At 70.5% G+C, this 21,082-nt stretch carries 20 protein-coding genes and 2 pseudogenes; 10 read left to right on the forward strand and 12 right to left on the reverse strand.

Annotated elements, in window-relative coordinates; all coding sequences use genetic code 11:
* Positions 1-270: 270 nt before the first annotated feature.
* The gene (locus AB0B45_RS20720) at positions 271-1,524 is read left to right on the forward strand and encodes an MFS transporter (RefSeq protein WP_358132658.1); all 1,254 of its coding nucleotides are present in this window, start codon (positions 271-273) and stop codon (positions 1,522-1,524) included.
* Complete coding sequence (locus tag AB0B45_RS20725) at positions 1,521-2,993, forward strand: amidohydrolase family protein (protein ID WP_358132660.1); 1,473 nt, start codon at positions 1,521-1,523, stop codon at positions 2,991-2,993. The genes AB0B45_RS20720 and AB0B45_RS20725 overlap by 4 nt, the downstream gene beginning before the upstream one ends.
* A 196-nt stretch (positions 2,994-3,189) precedes the next feature.
* On the opposite strand, the gene AB0B45_RS20730 is transcribed toward AB0B45_RS20725, so the two are convergent.
* Positions 3,190-3,408: an alpha/beta hydrolase gene (locus AB0B45_RS20730; protein ID WP_358132729.1), complete on the reverse strand. Its 219-nt coding sequence runs from the start codon at positions 3,406-3,408 to the stop codon at positions 3,190-3,192.
* Between the two features lie 26 nt (positions 3,409-3,434).
* Here AB0B45_RS20730 and AB0B45_RS20735 point away from each other — a divergent pair, with 26 nt between their 5' ends.
* Complete coding sequence (locus AB0B45_RS20735) at positions 3,435-3,749, forward strand: LuxR C-terminal-related transcriptional regulator (protein ID WP_358132731.1); 315 nt, start codon at positions 3,435-3,437, stop codon at positions 3,747-3,749.
* Positions 3,750-3,881: 132 nt separating this feature from the next.
* Here AB0B45_RS20735 and AB0B45_RS20740 read toward each other — a convergent pair whose 3' ends face one another.
* Positions 3,882-6,098: an MMPL family transporter gene (locus AB0B45_RS20740; protein ID WP_358132662.1), complete on the reverse strand. Its 2,217-nt coding sequence runs from the start codon at positions 6,096-6,098 to the stop codon at positions 3,882-3,884.
* 280 nt (positions 6,099-6,378) lie between these two features.
* Between AB0B45_RS20740 and AB0B45_RS20745 the strand changes: the two genes are divergently transcribed.
* Together AB0B45_RS20745 and AB0B45_RS20750 are read left to right on the forward strand one after the other, a co-directional pair.
* Positions 6,379-7,605 (forward strand): sensor histidine kinase, encoded by a 1,227-nt coding sequence (locus tag AB0B45_RS20745; RefSeq protein WP_358132663.1) that lies wholly within the window; start codon positions 6,379-6,381, stop codon positions 7,603-7,605.
* Positions 7,602-8,318 (forward strand): response regulator transcription factor, encoded by a 717-nt coding sequence (locus AB0B45_RS20750; RefSeq protein WP_358132665.1) that lies wholly within the window; start codon positions 7,602-7,604, stop codon positions 8,316-8,318. The genes AB0B45_RS20745 and AB0B45_RS20750 overlap by 4 nt, the downstream gene beginning before the upstream one ends.
* Before the next feature lie 217 nt (positions 8,319-8,535).
* On the opposite strand, the gene AB0B45_RS20755 is transcribed toward AB0B45_RS20750, so the two are convergent.
* The 3 genes and pseudogenes from AB0B45_RS20755 to AB0B45_RS20765 all read right to left on the reverse strand — a co-directional run bounded on the left by AB0B45_RS20755 (position 8,536) and on the right by AB0B45_RS20765 (position 11,132).
* Entirely contained in the window at positions 8,536-9,582 is a 1,047-nt protein-coding gene (locus AB0B45_RS20755) for a serine hydrolase domain-containing protein (protein ID WP_358132667.1), read from the reverse strand.
* Positions 9,583-9,852: 270 nt separating this feature from the next.
* Positions 9,853-10,173: pseudogene (locus tag AB0B45_RS20760) on the reverse strand (hypothetical protein); the annotation flags it as partial.
* A 53-nt stretch (positions 10,174-10,226) separates the two neighbouring features.
* On the reverse strand, positions 10,227-11,132 hold the full coding sequence (locus tag AB0B45_RS20765; protein ID WP_358132669.1) for an NmrA family NAD(P)-binding protein: 906 nt from the start codon (positions 11,130-11,132) through the stop codon (positions 10,227-10,229).
* Positions 11,133-11,682: 550 nt separating this feature from the next.
* Between AB0B45_RS20765 and AB0B45_RS20770 the strand changes: the two genes are divergently transcribed.
* Entirely contained in the window at positions 11,683-12,732 is a 1,050-nt protein-coding gene (locus AB0B45_RS20770; protein WP_358132670.1) for a M20/M25/M40 family metallo-hydrolase, read from the forward strand.
* 63 nt (positions 12,733-12,795) lie between these two features.
* Positions 12,796-12,894 (forward strand): annotated as a pseudogene (locus tag AB0B45_RS20775) (IS5/IS1182 family transposase); the annotation flags it as partial.
* A 110-nt stretch (positions 12,895-13,004) separates the two neighbouring features.
* On the opposite strand, the gene AB0B45_RS20780 reads toward AB0B45_RS20775, so the two are convergent.
* Complete coding sequence (locus AB0B45_RS20780; RefSeq protein WP_358132672.1) at positions 13,005-14,285, reverse strand: erythromycin esterase family protein; 1,281 nt, start codon at positions 14,283-14,285, stop codon at positions 13,005-13,007.
* A 77-nt stretch (positions 14,286-14,362) separates the two neighbouring features.
* Here AB0B45_RS20780 and AB0B45_RS20785 point away from each other — a divergent pair, with 77 nt between their 5' ends.
* Positions 14,363-15,049 (forward strand): MerR family DNA-binding transcriptional regulator, encoded by a 687-nt coding sequence (locus AB0B45_RS20785; protein ID WP_358132674.1) that lies wholly within the window; start codon positions 14,363-14,365, stop codon positions 15,047-15,049.
* 115 nt (positions 15,050-15,164) lie between these two features.
* Positions 15,165-15,563 carry a VOC family protein gene (locus AB0B45_RS20790; RefSeq protein WP_358132676.1) on the forward strand — a complete coding sequence of 133 codons (399 nt, stop codon included), beginning with the start codon at positions 15,165-15,167 and terminating at the stop codon, positions 15,561-15,563.
* Here AB0B45_RS20790 and AB0B45_RS20795 read toward each other — a convergent pair.
* Complete coding sequence (locus AB0B45_RS20795) at positions 15,526-16,050, reverse strand: maleylpyruvate isomerase N-terminal domain-containing protein (protein ID WP_358132678.1); 525 nt, start codon at positions 16,048-16,050, stop codon at positions 15,526-15,528. The two genes, AB0B45_RS20790 and AB0B45_RS20795, sit on opposite strands and share 38 nt — an antisense overlap.
* 333 nt (positions 16,051-16,383) lie before the next feature.
* On the opposite strand from AB0B45_RS20795, the gene AB0B45_RS20800 reads away from it, so the two are divergent.
* On the forward strand, positions 16,384-16,689 hold the full coding sequence (locus AB0B45_RS20800) for a tyrosine-type recombinase/integrase (RefSeq protein WP_358132733.1): 306 nt from the start codon (positions 16,384-16,386) through the stop codon (positions 16,687-16,689).
* Here the strand turns inward: AB0B45_RS20800 and AB0B45_RS20805 are convergent.
* From AB0B45_RS20805 to AB0B45_RS20825, 5 genes are all read right to left on the reverse strand, one after another.
* Positions 16,637-17,545, reverse strand: coding sequence for a sterol desaturase family protein (locus AB0B45_RS20805; protein ID WP_358132680.1), 909 nt, complete (start codon positions 17,543-17,545; stop codon positions 16,637-16,639). The two genes, AB0B45_RS20800 and AB0B45_RS20805, sit on opposite strands and share 53 nt — an antisense overlap.
* Positions 17,546-17,613: 68 nt before the next feature.
* Positions 17,614-18,402 (reverse strand): AraC family transcriptional regulator, encoded by a 789-nt coding sequence (locus AB0B45_RS20810; protein WP_358132682.1) that lies wholly within the window; start codon positions 18,400-18,402, stop codon positions 17,614-17,616.
* A complete protein-coding gene (locus tag AB0B45_RS20815; protein WP_358132684.1) occupies positions 18,399-19,112 on the reverse strand; it encodes an alpha/beta hydrolase fold domain-containing protein in 714 nt (237 codons plus the stop codon). Before AB0B45_RS20815 ends, AB0B45_RS20810 begins: the two co-directional genes overlap by 4 nt.
* Positions 19,113-19,509: 397 nt before the next feature.
* Positions 19,510-20,376 carry an MFS transporter gene (locus tag AB0B45_RS20820; protein ID WP_358132686.1) on the reverse strand — a complete coding sequence of 289 codons (867 nt, stop codon included), beginning with the start codon at positions 20,374-20,376 and terminating at the stop codon, positions 19,510-19,512.
* Positions 20,377-20,681: 305 nt separating this feature from the next.
* On the reverse strand, positions 20,682-21,062 hold the full coding sequence (locus AB0B45_RS20825) for a DUF4158 domain-containing protein (RefSeq protein WP_358132688.1): 381 nt from the start codon (positions 21,060-21,062) through the stop codon (positions 20,682-20,684).
* Positions 21,063-21,082: the final 20 nt, after the last annotated feature.

Below are 21,082 nucleotides of genomic sequence, written 5' to 3' on the forward strand. Positions count from 1 at the left end.
CCGCGCGCTAAAGCTGAGCGGTTCCCGTAGGTCGCCCCATGGAGATCCGCTGGTAGGACCTCATCGGGGTGCGCTCTCCTGCGGCGAAGTCGACGTGGATCAGGCCGAAGGGACCACGGTGGCCGCCGAGGCGCTTCACCACCGGCGGACAGATCTTGGTGCAATCGCACCACCGGCGGCCCCTGACTTCATGTTCCTGCACGAAGCACTCCCGGGTGACGTGATGGAGGGTTGCCGGAACATTGATTCGAAAGCTCCGGAGGCCTGTGAATGGGACTCGCCGAAGGCACCTCCACCCTGGCGCCCGCACAAATACGTAAAACGGCGACCGTCACCGTCGGCCTGCTCATGGGCGTCTGGGTGATCGACTACGTCGATCGGGTGATGATGGCCGTCGCGTTGCCGTTCATCGGCGAGGAATTCGCGCTCACCAAGACCGAGCAAGGCTGGCTGATCACCGCCTTCTCCCTGGTCTATCTGCTGTGCCAGGTGCCGGGTGGCATCCTCGCCGACAAGTTCGGCGCCCGCCGCCAACTCATGGTCTCTCTGTTGCTCTGGTCGGTCTTCACCGCCCTCACCGGTATCGCCTGGGGTCTGGCATCCCTCCTCGTCATCCGTGCTCTCTTCGGCGTCGGCCAGGGCCTCTTTCCCGGCGCATCCTTCAAGGCCATCGCGGAACGCACCACCCCCGCCGTCCGCGCCACCGCCGCCGGTGCCATGCTCGCCTCCAACCAGCTCGGTGCCGGCGTGGCCCCGCTCATCGTCGCGCCGCTCATCCTCGCCCTCGGCTGGCGCCACACCTTCTGGGTCACCGCCGCCGCCGGCGTCGCCATCGGCGTTCTGCTCTGGAAGCTGCTGCCCAAGGCGCTGCCCGCCCACCTCAACGGCTCCGACGTCGTTCGGGACAAGGGGACCAGCCTCGGCTCCGTCATGCGCTCGCCATCGGTCTGGAAGTTCGCCGCCCTCTTCTGCACCACCAACATGCTCGGCTACGGCTTGATCACTTGGGTGCCCAGCTACCTGCTGGAGGAGCGCGGCATCTCCCTTATCAACACCGGCGTCATGTCCGCCATCCCCGGCCTGGTCGCGTGCGCGACCGTCTTCCTCGGCGGCTGGCTGTTCGACCGCTTCTTCCACGACAGAGCCCGGCTCTACGTCATCCCCCTGCTCCTGGTCACCGCCGTGCTCCTGGTGCTCATGCTGATGGCCGACTCCGCTGTCGGGTTCACCGTCTACCAGACCCTCGCCATGGGCGTGGCGGGCCTTTCCTCGATGGGCATCCTCGGCATGCCCGTGCGCGCCCTGCCGCCCGCAGTCATCGGATCCGGCATGAGCGTCGTCAACGTCGGCGGTCAGATCGCCGGCGTCCTCGCCCCCGTCCTCATGGGCTTCCTGGTCGACAAGTTCTCCTACACCGCTGCTTTCGGCCTGCTCATCGCCACCACCGTCCTCGGCGCGCTGATCGCGTTGATCGTGCCCCAGCGCCCTGAGCAGTTCAGCCTCGGAACGAAGGAACTCGCGTGACGACATACGATCTGGTCCTCGCCCGCGGCCGGGTCATCGACCCCGAGACCGGTCTGGACGCCGTACGCGACGTCGGCGTCAACGGCGGGGTCATCCAGGCCGTCTCCGACCAGTCGCTCGACGGCGTCACCACCGTCGACGCGACCGGCCTCGTCGTCAGTCCGGGCTTCATCGACCTGCACAGCCACAGCATGGACGTCGCCGGCCACCGCCTGCAGGCGCTCGACGGCGTCACTACCGTCCTGGAACTCGAGGCCGGCGCCTACCCGGTCGCCGCCGCCTACCGCAGGGCCGAGATCGAGGGCAGGCCCCTCAACTACGGCTTCGCCACCTCTTGGGCCGTGGCCCGTATGGCCGTCCTCCTCGGCCTCGACGCCAGCGGCGACCTGAGGAATGACTTCCTCGCCAACATCGGCCGCGAGGAATGGCAGCGCGCCGCTCCACGAAATGTCGTCGACCGCATCGTCGGCATGCTGGAGCGCGACCTCGGCGACGGCGCGCTCGGCATCGGCATCCTCGTCGGCTACGCGCCCCGCGTCGATCCCTCCGAGTACCTCGCCGTGGCCGCCCTCGCCGCCCGCGTCGGGCTGCCCACCTTTACCCACGCCCGCGAACTTGTCGAGATGGACCCCACCACTCCCGTCGACGGCGCCGAGGAGATCGTCCGCGCTGCCGCCGAGACCGGCGCGCACATGCACTACTGCCACGTCAACAGCACCTCCATCCGCCATGTCGACCGCGTGCTCGGCCTGGTGGAGAAGGTTCGTGCCGAAGGCTCGCGCGTCACCACCGAGGCCTACCCCTACGGCGCGGGCATGACCGGCGTCGGTGCGGCCTTCCTCGCCCCGGAACTCCTCCACCGGCGCGGGCTGACCCCGCACTCCATCGGCCTGCTCGGTGCCGAGGGCCGTATCCCCGACGCCGACACCCTGCGTCGGGTCCGCGAGAGCGAACCCGGCTCGGCGGCTTTCGTCCACCTGCTCGACGAGGATGACCCCGCCCAGTTCGACTACATCCAGCGGGCCCTCACCTTCACCGACGCCGCTGTCGCCACCGACGCCGTACCCCTCCTGTGGCGCTCGGGGGCGCCCGACCCGTTCTCTTGGCCGCTCGGGCCCGACGCCGTCACCCACCCCCGTACGGCCGGCACCTACGGCCGGACGCTGCGCAGGCTCGTCCGGCAGAACGGCGTCCTGTCGCTGCCCGAGGCTGTGCGCCGGTGCACGCTCATCCCCGCCGACGTGGTGGGCTCGGGTGTCCCGGCGATGCGGCGCAAGGGCCGTGTTCAGGCGGGCTGCGACGCCGACCTTACCGTCTTCGACCCCGAGACCGTCAGCGACCGTGCCACCTACACCGAGACGGTCAGGCATTCCTCCGGTTTCGTCCACGTCCTTGTCGGCGGCCAGTTCGTGGTCCGCGACGAGTATCTGTTGCCGACCGCCCTGCCCGGGCGCGCTGTCAGAGCCTGATGCCTGGACCGGGTCGTCTGGCTGACGGCCCAGACCGCTGTTTCGGGGCCGGGGCCGCAACTCGGGACGAGGACGCCGATACCGACCGCGCACGACCGCAGGCGTCCCGGAGTCCGCGAAGAGTCCGCGAGGGCGTCACCGACCAGTGATAGCGCGCTCGCGTGCCGGACCCGCGAGCGGTCCAGCGTGAACCCTGTTAGGCAGCCGTGCGGGTGCAGGTGACGTCTTGGTCAGGCAGGACACCGTCGGCCAGGTGGCGGTCAACCTTGGTGTTGACGCAGGTGTTTTCCGCTGCGATGTAGACAGTGTGACGGTAGGCGCCGGTCAGCGTGATCATGCGAGAGCCGGTCAGCGCACGATGCATGGCCTGCTGGCCTGGGTAGGGGGTCACCGGGTCGCCCTCGGCACCGATGATCGCTGGCGCCCAGCGTCACCCGCCGCCTGGTCCACCACTTCGCCACCACACCCGAACCCCACCGGCGCCGGCCCGCCGAGCTCGCCCAGCTCACCAGCCAGGAGACCACCGTGCTCCGCCTGGTCGGCCAGGGCCTCACCAACCAGCAGATCGCCACCCGCCTGAACATCGCCCAGGCCACCGTCAAATCACACCTGGGCCGCGTCATGACCAAACTCCGCCTGTCCAGCCGCGCCCAAGCCGTTGATATCGCGTACGAGACCGGCCTGATCATCCCCGGAACCAGCCACCCTGATACGGCAGTCGTAGATCGTGATCTTGCCGCGGGTGGAGGTCCGTGACGCATGGCATCAGAAGAAGGATGCTTCCTGGTCACACGGCTACCGAGTGGCACGCAAGAGCTGCGATCACTGCTTTCCTCTCTGGACTGATGCGCAGGGGTGCGGACCGGCAAGCGCGAAGCGGACCGCGCCTCAGTAGGCCGTGGCCCGGTCGGGTTCCGGGACAGGTTCGGTCGCACGGTCCTGCCTGTGGCCGCCTGCGGTGGGCCGCGGGCGGATCGGCCACCACATGGCCCGGCCGAGGAGTGCGGCAAGGGCGGGGACCAGCACCAGCGACACGACGAGCGCGGAGAGCATGATGCCGAGCGTCATCGCGAAGGCCAGCTGCTCGTTGCCCGGGGACGTGATGAGGCTGGCGAAGGAGGCGGCCAGTACCACGCCGGCCGTCGCGATGGCCGGTGTCGTGTGCTGTAAGGCGCGGGCCACGGCGGCGCGAGCCGTACCCGGTCGCCGCATCTCCTCCCGGATCCGGTCGGTGATCAGGATGTTGTAGTCGGTGCCCAGCGCCACGACGAACAGGAACAGCACCAGCGGGAGGGCGAAGCTGACGCCCGGCTTGCCGAGAACGTGCTGGAACAGCAGGGTGGCGGCACCGAGGGTGGCGGCGAAGCCGAGCCCGACGGAGAGCATCAGGATCACCGGTGCGAGCAGGCTGCGCAGGAGCAGCAGGAGGATCAGCGCGATCAGCGCGGCCGCGACCGGGAACACGATCGTGAGGTCGTGATCGACGGCGGCCGACATGTCGGCGATGATCGCCGGCGTCCCGCCCACGTGTGCCGACGTCCCGGCAGGCGTGTGCTGGGCGACCGCTGCCCGGATCGGTCCTGAGGCCAGGTCGCGGGCCTGCTGGCTCTGCGGGTCCGCGGTCGGGTAGAGATCGATCCGGGCAGCACGGTGGTCCTTGTTCAGGACGGTCCGTGCGACCTGGCCCACGCCCTTGACCTGGGTGAGCGCACGGGAGAGACCGTCGAGCCGGTCGGCTGTGAGGGTGCCGCCGTTGGTGGCGGTGACGAAGACGCTCGTCGGGTCCGACACGCCGGCCGGCAGCGTGCGGGAGATCTCGGCCGCGGTGGCCGCGGCGGGGGTCTGGGCACCGGAGCCGCCCTGCCCGTAGTCCATGCGGATGCCGATCAACCCGGCGGCCAGCGCGGCAAGCAGGGCGACGGAGGCGGTCAGCATCATCAGCGGTCGTCGCGTGACCAGGGCGCCCAGGCGGGCGGCACGACCCTCGCGCGGCTCGCCGTGCAAGGCCGCCCGGGAGGGCCAGAACATCTTGCGCCCGGCGGCCGCGAGCAGCGCCGGCAGCAGGGTGAGGCTGCCGAGCAGCATCACCAGGACCGCGACAGCGATCGCGGGGCCCATCGAGCGGAACTGCCCGAAGGTCGCCACGCCCAGTGTGGCGAACGCGGCCACGATGGTCAGCGCCGCCGAGGTGATCGCGGTGCCCACCCGGCCGGAGACCTGCGCGGCCACCTCGCGGGCGGACTGCTCGGGCCTGGCCCGCAGCTGCTCGCGGAAGCGGAACAGCAGGAACAGCAGGTAGTCGATGCCGATGCCGAACAGAACCACGTTGATCAGCCCCGGGGTACTCGCGTCGAGCTTGAGCCCGGTGAGCATCGCGGCACCCGCGACGGCTCCCGCCGCCACGAAGCCGATCATGGCGACCGAGAGCAGCGGCAGCAGGGCCGCCAGCACGCTACGAAACACCAGCACGTTGAGCAGGATGATGAGCCCCATGATGAGGCCGCTCCCGACCGTCGTGGCGGTCTTGCGGGAATCGACGGTGTCGACGGTGTCGGCGAGAGCACCGGTGAAACCGGTACGCATCCCCGCCTGGGAGAACTGCGTCCGGGCGGCCTCCCGGAAGGTCCGGTAGACGCCCTGGACCCCCTTGTCCGCACGATTCCCGATCAGCTCGACGGAGAGCAGTTCGAAACTCCGGTCGGGCGCCGTCATCGCCGGGGCGATCCGGGGCGTCTGGGAGCGGTCCGGGATCAGGAACTGCTGCGGGCCGTCGTCTTCCCTGGGCATGATCACCCGGCGCTTGCCCAACGTCGCCGCCTCGGCCTCGACCCGCTTCTGGTCGGCGGCGCTGAGAGCCTTGCCGTCGGACCGCGCGACGAGCACCGTCACCGTGGTGGCGTCGGGGTTGACCCCGAACCGCTCCTTGGCGATGTGCAGCGCGGCGGCCGAGTCGTAGCTCCGGGGCAGGAAGTCCCCGGCCTGGTTCTGGGTGACGCGGTCGAACAGCGTCGGGGTCAGGGCGCTCAGCACGACACCCAGCACCGCCCAGAGGGCGATGACCTTCCACGGGCGTCTGGTGGAGTATCCGGTCAGGGCGCGGATCACGATGTCCTCCGGCGGACGGACTTGAATGCGGACGTCTGCCGGGGGCTCCCGGCCGGTATCCAGACCATCAGTCCGAGAGGCGGCAAACCTCCTGGCAGCGGATGATCCGGACCGGGGGCCTGGATCCTCCCCCCGGCCCGCGACCAGGACCCTGGTCCTGGTCCTGGTCCTGGTCCCGATCCGGATACGGGTTCGCCGACCGCCGCCGCCGGTGCTGCCACTGCGGCTGCTGTGCAACCCTGGTCCGGGGGTCAAAAGGCCGGATACAGGGGGAACAGACATGCCCAGGAGCCGACACGTCGGGCCTGGCGATGCCCGGGAGCTGCCGCACATCGACAGCGCCGAGCCGCCGTGGACTCGTAACGACGCGCTCGTGACCGGCGGGGCGTGCGTGATGAACCTGCTCAGCTACGCGTTCTTCAACGCCCCCGACGGCCGGCACGCCGTGAGCGTGGCAGGGTTCCTCTTCGTCGCACTGGCAGCCCTGCCGCTGCTCGCCCGGCGCCGCCACCCGGTGGCGGCGCTCGCGGCCATCCTGGTACTCGATGCGACGGCCACCCTGACCGTGCCGCTGCCCACGCACTTCGGTGCCGTCCTGGTGGTCGCGCTGTACTCGGTCGCCAGGGCCTGCCCCGGCCGGGTGACGGCAGTCGCGGCCGCCGCGACGGTGTCGCTGACGCTGCTGAGCCAGAGCAACGGCCGCATTCCGCCCTGGCAGGACGCCGTTCTCCCGCCCCTCACCACCCTGATCGTCGTCGGCACCGCCATGGCGGTCAACCGCTGGCAGCGGGAGGTGGCGGCCAACCGCAGGCTCCTTGCCGACCGTGCGGTGGCCGACGAACGCCGCCGCATCGCACGGGAGTTGCACGACATCGTGGCCCACCACATCACCACCATGCAGCTGATGGCCGGCGGAGCGCGGGCCAACATCGCCGAACCTGAGGTGGTCCGGGACGCCCTGGTCACTCTGGAGGCCTCCGGGCGGCTCGCGCTGCGCGAGATGCGCCAGCTCCTCGACGTACTGCGGGACGGCGACGAACCGGAGGCCGTCCCGTCGCAGCCCCAGCCAGGCGCCGACGACCTCGGCCGCCTGGTGGCCGAGTCCCGCCTTGCCGGGCTGCCGACCGAGTTCAGCGTCCACGGGCCGCGGCGCCCATTGCCGCCGACCGTCGGCCTCACGGTGTTCAGGATCGCCCAAGAGGCGCTCACCAACGCCCGCAAGCACGCGGGGCCCGCCCGCGCGTCCGTACAGCTGACGTACGGTCAGGATCGGGTCACCGTCGAGGTGCGGGACGACGGCGGGGGCACGCCGCCGCAGGAAGGGGCGCCGACGGTGGGCGCCGGCGGATACGGCCTGATCGGCATGCGCGAGCGCGTCGCCCTGCACGGCGGCACCCTCACCGCCGGCCCGCAGGCCGGCGGGGGGTTCGCCGTGGTGGCCGACCTGCCGCTGACCACGGACGAGGCGGACGAGGCAGCCGTTCAGCACGAGGGGGCGCGCCGATGACCGGGACCGGGCCGACGCCGCCGATCAGGGTGCTGATCGTGGACGACCAGCTGCTGGTACGGCGCGGACTGTCGCTGATTCTCTCCCCCGACCCGTCCTTCGAGGTGGTGGGAGAGGCCGAGAACGGCGCGCAGGCCGTCACTCTCGCCCGCCGGCTGCGCCCCGACGTCGTGGTGATGGACATCCGGATGCCCGTCCTCGACGGGGTCGGCGCGACCAAGGAACTCGCCGCCACCGTGCCCGGCTCCCGGGTCCTGGCCCTCAGCACCTTCGACATGGACGAGTACGTCGTGGGCGCCCTGCGCGCCGGAGCCTACGGGTTCCTGCCCAAGGACAGCTCCCCGGAGGACCTGAGCGCGGCGATCCGCACCGTCCACGCCGGCGAGGCCGCCGTCGCCCCGCGCCTGCTCACCCGGCTGATCTCCACCTACGTACGGGCACCTCACGGTACGCGGCCGACCCCCACAGGCCTGGGTGAACTCACGCCCCGCGAGGTCGAGGTGTGGCGTCTGATGGCCACCGGCCTCGACAACACTGAGATCTCCCGTGTCCTCGACATCAGCCTCTCCACCGTCAAGAACTACATCACCAGCATCTTCGACAAGCTTTCCGTCCGCGACCGCGCCCAGGCGGTCATCGTGGCCTACGAATCGGGCCTGGTCACTGCCCGCGTGGCAGCCGGGGACCCGCCCGGCGACGGGCACACCGGATAGCGGGGACCGGTGCGCTCACTTCCCGCACAGGGTGGTGTCGAGAAGGGCCAGGACATCGAGGGCTCTGCTTGGCGGGTGCGCCGTCGGCGGTGACCGCGCGGCCGTCCTCGGTAGCACCGGTGCGCGTCCGGTGGCCGGGGATGTCACTCGCTGCTCCACGCCCGCACCGCGACCATCCGCCGACTCGTCCAGACGCTACCGGTCCTCCACGGGATGATCAGTCGGTCGGTGAGATGCCGCAGAGTGCGTTGTCGATCAGGCGGGCAGTGGCTTGGCCCTGCTCTCGCGTGCCGGGGTAGGTGGTGCGTGAGACGATCACGCTGGTGCGGCCGTCCTGGGTGACGGCGTTGTCGGTGATGAACCCGGGTGTGCCGCCGGGGTGCGACCAGGCCGTGACCCCGCAGCTCAGTTGCTGCTTGGCCATGCCCAGGCCGAACTCCCTGCCGGGCGCGCCGATGGGAACCGTGGTCGTCATCTTCTTCAGCTGTTGCGGCGGCAGTAGCTTCCCGCCCAGCAGCGCACGCCAGAACCTGCTCAGGTCGCCGGTGGTGGTGACGGCCTCGCCCGCCGCGCCGGCCCAGCCGAGACTGAGCAGGGTGGCGCGGAACGGCCGGGAGGTCTTGGCGTCCTGGGTGTAGCTCTGTACGTGCGGCTTGGGCAGGAGCGGGGAGTCGCCGGGCAACGTCGTGTTCCGCAGCCGCAGCGGCGTGATGATCCGGCGCTCCACCTCCTTGCGCCAGGAGTTCCCGGTGGCCCGCTCGATGACCAGCCCGGCCAAGAGGTAGTTGATGTTCGAATAGCTCCAGCGGGAGCCGGGGGCGAAGAGCGGGCGGTGGCCGACGCTGAGAGCCACCAGCCGCCGCGGGTTCATGCGCAGGAACCGGTAGGTGCGGTAGCCCCGCTCCGTGCGCATCTTCTTCTCGATGTCGCCCACGGAGTCATACAGGCCGCTGGTGTGCTGGAGCAGGTGTCTGATGGTGATCGCGCGCCCGTCGTTGCCGTTGCCGCGCACCAGCCCGGGAAGCCACCGTTCGACGCTGTCGTCAAGGGACAGGCGGCCCTCCGCCTCCAACTGCAAGATCACAGTAGCGACGAAGGTCTTGGTGTTGCTGCCCATCCGGAAGTGCCCGTCGAGCGGGATCGGCACGTTGCGGCCCCGCACCGCCGTACCGCTCGCCGCGGCCAGGTCACCGCCGGGTGAGACCACCCGCGCCTGTACTCCCAGCGTGCCGGCGGCGCGGATCGCATCCAGATCCGCCTGCAAGGCCGCCCGATCGTATCCGGACGACGATGCGTGAGCCGGACCCACCGCCAGCGCACCGACGGACGCGGCCACGGCCGCTGACGTCACGACCGCATGGAAACGACACCAGCCCACACTCTTCATAATCATTCTTTGCCTCCCGGCAGATTCGATGCTGCCCACCATGGGTGTCTGGTGGAGTATCCGGTCAGGGCGCGGATCATGATGTCCTCCGGCGGACGGACTTGAATACGAACGTCTGCCGGGGGCTCCCGCCCGATATCCAGACCATCACCCCGAGAGGCGGCAAACCTCCTGGCAGCGGATGATCCGGACCGGGGCCCTGGATCCTTCCCCCGGCCCAAGACCAGGACCTTGGTCCTGGGCCTGTCCCGATCCGGATACGGCTCCGCTGACTGCCGCCGCCGGTGCTGCCACCCGGTGGCGGCGCTCACCGCCGTCCTTGGTACTCGATTCGACGGCACCCTGACCGTGCCGCGGCCCAGGCACTCGCCACCACGGCGAACCCCCGTCGGCCTGCGGGCCGGCGGTAAGGGTGCCGCCGTGCAGGGCGACGCGCTCGCGCATGCCGATCAGGCCATATCCGCCGGCGCCCGCCCCTTCCTGCGGCGGTCGTTCAGCTTTCTGGCCCAGACTGGAGCGGCTCAGCCCAGGTAGAAGTCCCTGCGAGCGGCCACGAACGCCTCGATCGTTTGAGCAGGTACGCCCGTCACGCGTTCGACGTCGTCGGACGCGCGGTCGTAACGGTTCTCGCGGTGCAGTCGGGCCATGGTGGCGATGTGCTGTTCGGTGTGCGGAGGCAGGCCCGCCTTCGCGAGCACCTCGGCCCGCCACCGGTCCAGCGGCACGTCCACGTACGACACCGGACGCCCCAACGCCCGTGAGAACTCCTCGGCCATCTCCGTCATGTCGACCGTGCGTGGCCCGGTCAGTTCGTAGACGTGCCCAACATGCGGAGCCGGGTCGCGGAGCACGATGGCGACCACCCGGGCGACGTCGTCCATGGCGACCGGTGATGTGCGCCCGGTGCCGAACGGCAGCGCGATCGTGCCGTTCTCCCGGATCGACTGCGCCGCCAGCGTGGTGAACAGCGGATTGTCCAGGAACGACGTCGGCCGGATGTGCACCACCGGCAGGCTCGACCAGTCGAGTACCTGCTCGGCCAGCCAGTGCAGCCGCTGCTGGTGCGACTCCGCGGTGCTGGTGGCGGTCATCTGCGACACCGTCATCTGTGACATGCCGACCAAGCCGGCCAGTTCCCCGTGCTCCCGCGCCACGGTTGCCACCACGGTCGCCGCCAGCAGATGGTCCGGCGAGACGGGCATCGCGAAATACATCCGCCCGACGCCCTCCAGCGCGGCCGCGACGCTCTCGGGTCGGGTGAGATCGCCGACGACCACCTCAGCCCCGAGTGCACGCAACTCAGCCGCACGATCATCGTCGCGGCGGACCATCGCGCGCACCGGCACGTCCTGCGCGCGCAGTAGGTCGAGGACTGCGCGGCCCACGCCACCGGCCCCCGCGATGAGAACAAGGTCGCTGGCAACCATCGGTCGGTCTCCCCCTGGGTAGCTGAGTATCCGAGTGCGTCTGTGATCACACGTGCTGATGGCGTGTGAAGTAATCGCGGCACGTGCGGCCGAGTGACGGGACCGGACGCGCAGACCACGAACCAACACGTGTGCCCGGCAGCAGGATCGGCTCCTTCAGCAGGTGTACCCGCGCCCGAACGTCGCGACCAGGGCGAACACCCCTTGTTCGGGTCATCGGAGCGGCAAGCACGTGACTCACCCCCGAACGCCCGGACCGAATCCCGACCTGGCGGCGGGCAATGGTCACTGGCTGTGGCCTGCAACGCTCTACTTTGTGGGCGAACGGCTAGACCGAACGCGGAGCCCGAGCCCGCAAGACGATCAACCACGCCGGGGGATCGCCCGCCGCTCCCGCCACGCCGCCGTCCTGCAGCGGCTGGGGCAGAACTTGGCGTCCACCCGCCAACGAAGTCGCTCGTCTTGATGACCAGCGGGCGGTGCGCCGGGCGGGCTGGTGAGTGAGGGCAGGCCGGAGGAAGCCGACGGCTTCCTGTGACAGCATTCCGCCATGGAGCATGACGAACTGATCGAATTACGGCGCGAGATCCACCGGCACCCCGAGCTGGCCGGAGCGGAGCGACGTACCGCGGCCCTGGTCGCGGATGCCCTGCGTGAGGCGGGCCTGCATGTCCGTACGGGCGTGGGCGGGCACGGCGTGGTGGCGATCCTGGACACCGGGGACGGGCCGGCGATCGGCTACCGGGCCGACATGGACGCGGTCGCCGTACCAGGTGGGGCGGCTCACCTGTGCGGGCACGACGTGCACACCGCGATCGGCGTGGGCGTCGCGCGGGCCCTCGCGAGCGAGCAGACCTCAGGCCGGACGGTCTTCTTCTTCCAGCCCGCCGAGGAGACCTGTGAGGGCGCCCGCGCCATGATCGGCGACGGGGCCCTGGATCCGGTCCCGCCGCGGGAGGTCTACGCGCTGCACAGCGCGCCGTTGCCCGCCGGGACGTTCGCGGTCGCGCCGGAGTTCGGGCATCCGGGCCAGGACATTTTCCGGATCGAGGGTCTGTCGCCCGAGGAGGCGCGGCGGTTCGAGAGCCTGATCGCGGGCCTGTCGACGGTGATCCCGCCGACCAGCCGTGACGAACTCGCCCGACTGGTGGAGGACATGCAGACCCCCGGCGGCCCGCTGACAAGCTTCGTCTACGCCCAGGTCCACCGCGAGGGGGACGCGGTGCAGGGCTGGGTACGGGCCTGGCCCGACAGCCGCTACGAGGAGATCCGGTCGCTGCTCCACTCGCAGGCCGGGCCACGCGTGCGGTTCATCGAACGCTTCCCGGCCACGATCAACTCACCGGAACACGCGCTGGCCGGCGCGCGTCACCTGAACGCCACGCTCCTCCACGCGCCCTATCCCTTCAACGGGGAGGACTTCGCGCTGTTCCTGGAGCGGGCGCCGGGAGCGATGTTCTTCTTCGGAGTGGGTGAGCAGGGGACACCGCACACTCCCGACTTCGCGGTGGACGAGAGCGCCATCGGTCTCGGCGTCGACGCGATGACCGGATTCCTGCGCACCCGCAGCGAGCAACTCTCTTTCTCCTCCACTGCGTGAGGTCATGATGTAAGGCCATGTCTTGATTGGCGATCTTTCATTGCATGGATCGTGGAAGCGTTCATGGATCGGCTGGTCCCGGACGAGCTGGGGGAGTTGTTCCAGCGGGTAGTGCCCGCGTCTCCGGTTCGGCCGCAGGCAGGTGGCGGCAGACGCGCCGGGTCGTCGAGCGGACGGTTTCCTGGCTGGCTGGCCACCGCCGCTACGAACGCCGAGCCGATCACTTCGGATCCTTTCGAGCGCGTGCTCGGCCTCATCGGCCGCCTGCGGGGTCACCGGCCGGGCCCGCCGAGGACCAGCCACAGAACCCGGCCCGGATCAGCACCGCCGCTGACCTCTCGCTGCCCGCGTCGCCAGCATGGGTGGCTCAGATTTCCTTGATGAAGACGATGGCGTCGATCTGGTCGGTGGTGGCCGGATCGAGGGGCAAGTACGTGTGGTCGGCCGGGACGCGGGGCGTCAGCTTCCGGTCGAGGGCCGCGGCGAGGCGTCCGGGATCGATGACGACGCGGGCGTGGGGGAGGGTGGACAGGAGCCCTTCGAGGGTGTCGGGATGGGGGGACGTCGGAGCCGCGGGCGCCGAAAGTGGTGGCGGCGAAGCCGTACTGGTCGCCGAGGCGGGTGCCGATGATGGCGCCCGCGCTCCACCACTGGAGCGGCAGGCCGGCGAACTGCAGGTGACTCTTGTCGCGCTGCAGGTGGCGGTTGTGGGCGAAGGCGAGAGTGGGGCCGCGACGGGCCTCGCGGCGGACGACGGCGTCGAGGTTGTCGGCCATCATCACATCGCGCAGGCACATCAGCGCGCCGACGCGGGTGGCTGCGGGGTCGGCCATGCCGGCGTGGTAGCGCAGGAGCCCGGCGGCGGTGCGGCCGTACAGGTCGGCGCGCCACCAGTCGTCGGGGGAGGTGGCCGCCGTCAGGTGGGGGGCGTGGGCGGTGAGCAGCGCGCGCAGGTCGTCGGCGATCAGGCGCAGTTCCTTGGCCTCTGGGGTGCGGCCGACGGACTGGGTGGCATCCATGATGGTGGCCGGGTTGGTCCAGCGCGCGTCGGGGCCGATCAGCTCGTCGAGGGTCTCGCGACTCGAGGCCAGGTCGAGGTGGGCGGCGAGGTAGTCGTGCAGTGCGGTCAGGGCGGGGCGGGGGCTGGCGGCGCCGGTGATCTCCAGTGGGCCGTCGAATCCGTGGAAGTGGAGCCGATCGTGCGGGGGACGCCCCTCGTTGTAGGCGCGCATCCAGCGCAGGAGCTCGCGGTTGCCGGATGAGGCGCCGAAGCCGTGGCTGAAGCCGCGGCTCATCGCGTCGTCGAGAGTTCCGATGCCGTCGGTGACGTACGCGTCGGCGGCCAGGGCCGACAGGCAGTCGCTCTCCATGGTGATCGAGCGGTAGCCCTCGTGCTCGACGAGATGGCGGCAGAGCTCGTTGCGGAGCTCGAGGAAGGCTTCGACGCCGTGGGTGGGCTCGCCGAGGCCGAGTAGGCGGGTGGCGGGGGACAGGAGCGCGGTGAGGGCGTCGCCGGTGAAGGGACGGGCGGCGTCCCGGATCAAGGCCGTCATACCTTCAACGGTATCGTTGGACCCTTCGTGTAAACTTTGACGTCATTCCCGATTACTGACGAGGACGTACCTTCAAAATGCGGTTGCGGCCCATCGATCTGGCCCGCGAGCACGGCCTGTCCACGCAGGCGGTGCGCAACTACGAGGAGGCGGGATTCCTGCCGCCGGCCGAGCGCTCGCCGCACGGCTACCGCGTCTACGCTCCGCGCCACGCGGCGGCGTTGCGGACGTTCCTGGCGTTGATCCCCGCGCACGGCCACGCGACCGCGGGGGCGATCATGCGGGCCGTGAACGGCGGCGCGGTCGAGGAGGCGCTGCGGCTGATCGACGAGAGCCACGCGCAGCTGGCCGGCGACCGGCGCACGCTGGAGGCCGTGGAACGGGCGCTGCGCGACCTGGCGCCGCCGCGTGAGCTGGAGCCGGGTGTGACGTTCATCGGTCCGCTGGCGCGCAGGCTCGGCATCCGGCCGGCGACGTTGCGCAAATGGGAGCGGGCCGGGCTGATCGTGCCCCGGCGCGACCCGCGCACCGGCTACCGCGTCTACACCTCCGCCGACGTGCGCGACGTGCTGCTGGCCCACCAGCTGCGGCGGGGCGGGCACGGGCTGGAGCAGATCGCGCGGGTGCTGGAGCGGGTGCGGGCGGCGGGCGGACCGGAGCCGCTGCAGGCGACGCTGCGGGAGTGGCGCGACCGGCTGACGGCTCGGGGTCTGGCGATGCTGGCGGGCGCGGCCGCGCTCGACACCTATCTGGAGACGCCATAGCGCCTGACGGCTGTTCCGCGACCAGCGCGCTGATCACCCGCCGGGATCGAGGCCGGTGTGCCGTCCGGGGTCGGGATCCTCGCCACGGGATGGAACGCCGTGCTCTAATCCGATCATGATGGGTCACATCGGGATCAACGTTCCCGATCTGCGCGCGGCCAAGGCGTACTACGACCGGGTCATGCCGCTGCTGGGCATGGAGGAGTTCTTCAGCGCGGCGGACGAGTTCGCCTACCGGCCGGCCAACGGCAAACCCGGCACTTTCCTGTTCTTCTATCCCGCCCGGGAGGAGGGTGGCTACTCCCGGCACCGTAGCGGCCTGCAGCACCTGGCCTTCATGGTCAAGACGCGTACCGCCGTTCGCGCCGCGCACGCGCTGGCCGTCGAGCTGGGCGCGCCGGTGCTGCATGAGCCCCAGGAGTTCCCGCAGTACCCGCCGCCCTACTACGCCACGTTCTGGCTCGACCCCTTCGGGATCATGCTGGAGGCCGTCTGCCACCACGCCCGTGACTGATGACCGGGTCAGCCGGACGATCAGCCGAGGACGAGCGGGAGTTTCGCGGCCAGCTCGCCCAGTGCGGCCTTCTCCGCGTCGGTCGGGGCACGCCCGCGGTGAGGACCTCGTCGCGGGTGCTGACCCGCAGGCCCGGGTCGGCGAGTCCGGCGGCGCGGCCGGCGGCGGAGCCGACGTCGTCGAGGTGGAACTTGAGCAGCCGAGGCTCCCGGTAAGCGGCGGCCAGCCGGACGATCAGCGCGTCGAGCGGGTCGTCTCCGGTCGGCGGCGTTTCGGCGACGTCCCAGTAGGTCACCGCGTCCCGGGTCGGTTCCGTTTCGGCGGGGGTCACGAGGGTGATCAGCACGTCCTGAGCATCGATGACCAGATGACACACCAGGTCCCGCACGAGCCAGCCGTTACAGCCGGACGGCTGGGCGAAGTCCTCGTCCGGGAGTTCGGCGACCGCCGCGCGCAACGCCGTCCAAGAGCGAGAGAAGAGATCCACATCGGCAAGGTAGTGCGGTGCCGCGACAGCGGACAAGCAGCCGGCACTCCCACCACGGTGATCAGCAGCTATCCCACCCTGCGGCCCGTTTCCGCCGTACCCCGGTCGCACCCCAAGAAGCCTGGATGTGGACGAGCTTGATCTGCGTAAGCGCCGGGCGAAGGTGCGGCGTAAGGGCGGCGCGGTCGACGTCATCGTCTGACGCACGGCCACCACTCGGCTCTTGCCCCGTCTGCTGGACGGCCGCCGCACCGGCCCGCCTTTCTCACCGATCGCCGCGCCCGTATCGAGCTGCCGCCCGGCGACCTCGATCCGGACTCCAGGCGGGCGCGGCTGTCGTATCGCCGCTCGGCCGAGGTGTTCGAGGCCGCGACCGCCGGGCTTGGCAGTGAGCCGTGGACGTTGCATCAGCTGCGCCACAGCGCCCTCACCCATGCCGCCGAGGACGGCGCGAACACCTCCACGCTGCTGGCCTACTCCGGCCACACCTCGGTGGCGTTGCTGGTCCGTTATACCCGGAGGCGCTGGCGCGCCGGCAGGAAGGCCGGGATCCGGCCGCGCGGCGCCGCAGGTGAGGCTCCGGGCGTCAGCTGCGGGCAGTGTTCAGGGTGGCGTCGTCGTCGGTGGTGGCGTCGGTGATGTGGCAGGCGCCGGAGGCTCGGAAGGGTTCAGCGAGCTGGGCCAGGTAGCCGGTGGGGTAGTTCGGCTTGGCTGCCATGCCGAGCTGGTCGGAGGAGAAACGGCGGGTGGGGTCGTAGGAGAAGGTGCCGAGCAGGTGGTCCCAGATCAGTGTGAACAGGCCGAAGTTGACGTCGCCGATGCCGGCCCACTTCAAGTGGTGGAAGCGGTGACCCTCGTTGAGGGCGAGCACGTACTTGAGGGCGCCGATGCGGTAGTCGGCGTTGGAGTGCTGTAGCAGCAGCTGGACGGCGACGGTGACGGCCAGGGCGGAAGCGACGTCGAGGGGCAGTCCGATGAGGATGAGCGGGGCGACGCCGGCGCTCATCTCCAGAGTTTGGTGCAGGGGATGCTTCATCAGGCCGTTGAAGCCGTAGAAGCGCTTGATGGAGTGGTGGACGGCGTGGAAGCGCCACAACACGCCGACCTTGTGGCTGGCGTAGTGGGTCAGCGTGGTGCCGAGGTCGGCGATCAAGATGGCGGCCAGGACCTGCACCGCGAAGGGCCAGGAGTGCGGCCACAGGTCGGCGACGGTGACGGCGGCGGCCAGCAGCGGGATGATCCCCACGCTGACGAGCAGCAGCAGTTCGTTGACGCCGGCATGGGCGACGTCACGGCCGCCGTCACCGGCCGGGCTGTTCCACTCCCGCTCATACGGCAGAGCGTGCTCGGCGGCGAACGAGCAGCCGATCGCTGCCAGCAGCAGGGCGACCAGCCACAGCTTGGAGGCGCCAGCGGCGGCCAGGGTGATGGCGGCGCCGTTGACGCCCAGCAGCATGAACGGCACGTAGCCGTAGCGGACAACTGATTTCAGCATGCTCATCAGCGTCGCGGCCGGGCCGGGTCTGAGGCTTGGATGGATCCGCTGACCTTCCTCAGGCGAGGTCAGGTGTGACCGGAGGGTTCCCGCACGGTGGGGAGCAGGTGCGAAGGAGCCAGGCCGAACATCTCGTGGCAGACGCGGGTCAGGTGGGAGCTGTCGGCGAAGCCGGCGCCATGCGCCGCCTGGGTGAGACTCGCGCCGTCGCGGGCCAGCTCGGCGGCGCGCCGCAGCCGCGCCCAGCGGAGGTAAGCCGGGAAGGGCAAGGCGAGCTCGGCGGCGAACAGGTGACCCAGGCGGCTGGCCGACAGGCTCACCATGCCGGCCAGATCGGTGAGCCGGACCGGTCCGGCCAGCAACGCCGGCAGGAACTCCAGGGCCTGCCGCAGCGCCGGATGGTGCGGGCCTGCGGCGGGGGCGGTCCAGCGGCGCAAGAGCGCGGCCGGGTCCATGGCGGCCGGGTCCAAGACCGTGCCCGCCGTGCCGCGAGCGGCGGGCAGCAGGGCGTGGGCGGCGGCCACCCAGCCGTCCACCCGGTCGCGGTGCGGCCCGGTCAGAGCGGTGAGCAGGTGGCGGCCCGCGCCGCTGCCCGGATCGAGATAGAGCATGCCGACCCGCGCGCCGGGGCTGCCGCACACGGTGTGACTGGCCCGGGGCGGGATGATCGCCGCCTGCACCTGGCGGCGGGTGCGGTGGGCGTCGGCCAGCTCCACCGTCCCGGCGGCCACGATGAGGACCTGGAGGGCGGCGTGCGCGTGCGGCTCGGTGACCCCGACGGCGCCGGTGAAGGCGAGCCAGCCCGGCTGCAGCGTGGTCGTCCCCTGCCACCCGGTCGGCGTCGTGCGGATCGTCATGGGGCGGCGACCGCGGACCTGGAGGTGGGCGCGGCGGGGATGACGGCACAGTATGTGCCGCCGGTGCTCTGCTGCGGCGGCTCGCTCGCGCGCTCGACGGTGACGTGGCCCATGCCGTGGCGGGCCGGCAGGTCGGTGGAGGCGAAGTGCCCACCGACCCGCGCCACCAGCGCCATCCGCCCGCGATCGCGCGCGATGCGGGCCACATCCAAGGCGCTCAGCCAGCTGAGCAGCATGCGTGCCATCATCGCGTTGATCACCGCGGCTGTACAGGAGTCTTGCAGGAAGATGCCGTGGGGCGTATCGGTGAAGTGCCGCTGCGACCACGTCTGCTGCCGGTCGTCGATCCCAGGCTCGCTGAGCAATTGGAAGCGGATCGGCGGCGCCAGGCGGTAATCCACCGAGATCACCACCGCGCCGGAGCCGTCGGCGATCCGAGCGGCCCGCGGGTGTTCGGTGTCCAGGTCGCCGAAGACCATTCCGCCGCCGTGCAGCCAGACGACGGCGCCTTGTGCCTGGTGCGGGCGATAGATCCGCACCGCTACATCAGGATCGGCGGGCACCGTCCGGTCCTCGATCTCCACTCCCGTCGTGTCCGATGCCGGCCTCGCGGCGGCACGCTCGGCGACGTTCTTGCGTGCGTCGGTGACCGGGTCGGTCAGGTCGGTTTGCGGGAGAAACGGGATGAACGCTTCCAGTCCGGGATCCATGTCGGCCATCCTCCCGGTTACCGCTCCCGAGATCATGCGCCAACCGTCGGGCATCCCGCCCAGATGACGCACCGATCGGCGCATGTCCTCCTGCCATGGAGGCACCGGCGGTACGGCTGTCGCACCTGGGTTCGCAAGTCGACGGTTCTACGGCACGCTGATGCGCCGACGGTGGATCTCCTCGCGCTCGCCAGGGCCTCGGGGGGTTGGAAGGAGAACCAGCGGTAGAGGGTGATCCCGCCGCTGACTGCGTGGGATGGTCGTCTATGCATCGCGGGAGGGGACGGCTTGCTGGACGATGAGGGCGGCGGCGAGGCACATGGCTCCAGCGACCGCCATTCCGGATGAGGGACCGAGAGCTGCCATCACCCCGGTGGCAGCGGCCAGAGTGACAGTTTCAAGGCTCATCCGCGTCGTGCTGAACAGCGCGGCGCCCGCCCCTCCGCGCTGGGAGGGCACGTAGTGGAGCGCTTGCCCGTCCGGGACGCCTTCGGTCAGCCCAAGACAGAGCCCGATAACCCCGGCCGCGACGAGAAGGGCGGCAGGATGGTTGGTCACCTGGAGGATGACGGCGGTGACTGCGCAGGCGAACAGGGCGGTTGTGACCAGCTGCCGTGCCAGCTGCGCGCCGTTCCACGCGGATGAGGCCGGTGGCGCTGGCTGCAGCGACGAGGATCAGTCCACCAGGCCCCCACCACGGGACCCCGGTCCCGAAGCCCATCCCGAGAGCGGTCACCACGGCGGCGACGGTCACCCCGAAGAGGACAGCGCCGGCAAGGTCGAAGTCATCGGACACGTCGGGGCTGCGAAGGCCCGGAAGCCCGAGCGTGGCCAAGGCCGCGATGGCGGCGACAGCCCCCGGCGCGACGAAGACGAGTGGCCAACCTCCGATGGCCATGAGGGCCTGGGCGACGATCGGTCCCAGCGCCAGGCTGCTGCCCAGCACGGCGCCCGCGTAGCCGTACACCCGACGCCGCTCCTCCGGCGGGTACACGGCCAAGACCATCGACGATCCACCGGCGGCGCCCATCGCCGCCCCGACGCCGGCGACCGCGCGAAGTGCCACCAGAGACAACAGGTTGGGAGCGAGGACGGACAAGAGCCCGGTGGCCGCGACAACGACATTGCCGACGGCGAAAAAGCGGGTACGGGCCATGCGATCCGCTGTCACCCCCGCGAGCAGGAGGGCTGCGGCGAACAGCCCGTTGTACGCGAGGACGATCCACGGACCCAGCGCCGACGCACCGGGCAGCTGCGCGGTCACATCAGGGACAGCTGCTGTAGCACCGGTGATGGCGAGTGGGAACACCGCATCAGAGACGAGGGCAGCGAAAAGGACACGCCGACGTTGACGAGAAGACAAGGCGAACATGGGTGCGCTCCGGAACAAGGGAAATCCGAGCGCCACGAAGGCGCTCCTGGCCAAGGGGTCAGGAGCGACGGCGAGAACTGGGGTTTTGCGCCGCCGCTCTCAGCGACGGCGCACCTTGTCTGTTTTCGGCACGGGCACACGCTAGCAGCCGGCCTGTGCCGCCTCCCGCACCGACGCCATCAGCCGGGCCGGCGTCGTCACCCCAGGCAGCAGCACCCGCCGCTCTCCCACCACCCGGCCGCCGCTTCGAACAATCCCTTCGGCCCGTCCCCGGTCGTCCACGCACGCGCGTCCACCCACTCGCGCAGCTCATCAGCCACCTCAGCGAAGTCCCGCCAGCCCTCGATGTGCTGAATCTCCCCGGCGTGCGTGCGATCTGTGCCGTCCCGCTTCCCGTACGGCTTCAGACACGACGCGTCGTCGATCCCCAACTGCTCGGCCAGGTATGCGGCGACCTGCGCAGGGGTCTGCCGTGGATCAGGCAGGAAGCACCCGCAAAACCGTGCGCTGGTCAGCTGGACGGCGAACTCGAGCCGGTTGTGCCGGTGGAGGGCAAGCGGCGGGCGCTCTGTCCGCATCGTCCAAGAAGAAGAACCGC

The sequence above is a fragment of the Nonomuraea sp. NPDC049152 genome, assembly GCF_040648355.1.
In the GTDB taxonomy this organism is placed as follows: Bacteria; Actinomycetota; Actinomycetes; order Streptosporangiales; family Streptosporangiaceae; genus Nonomuraea.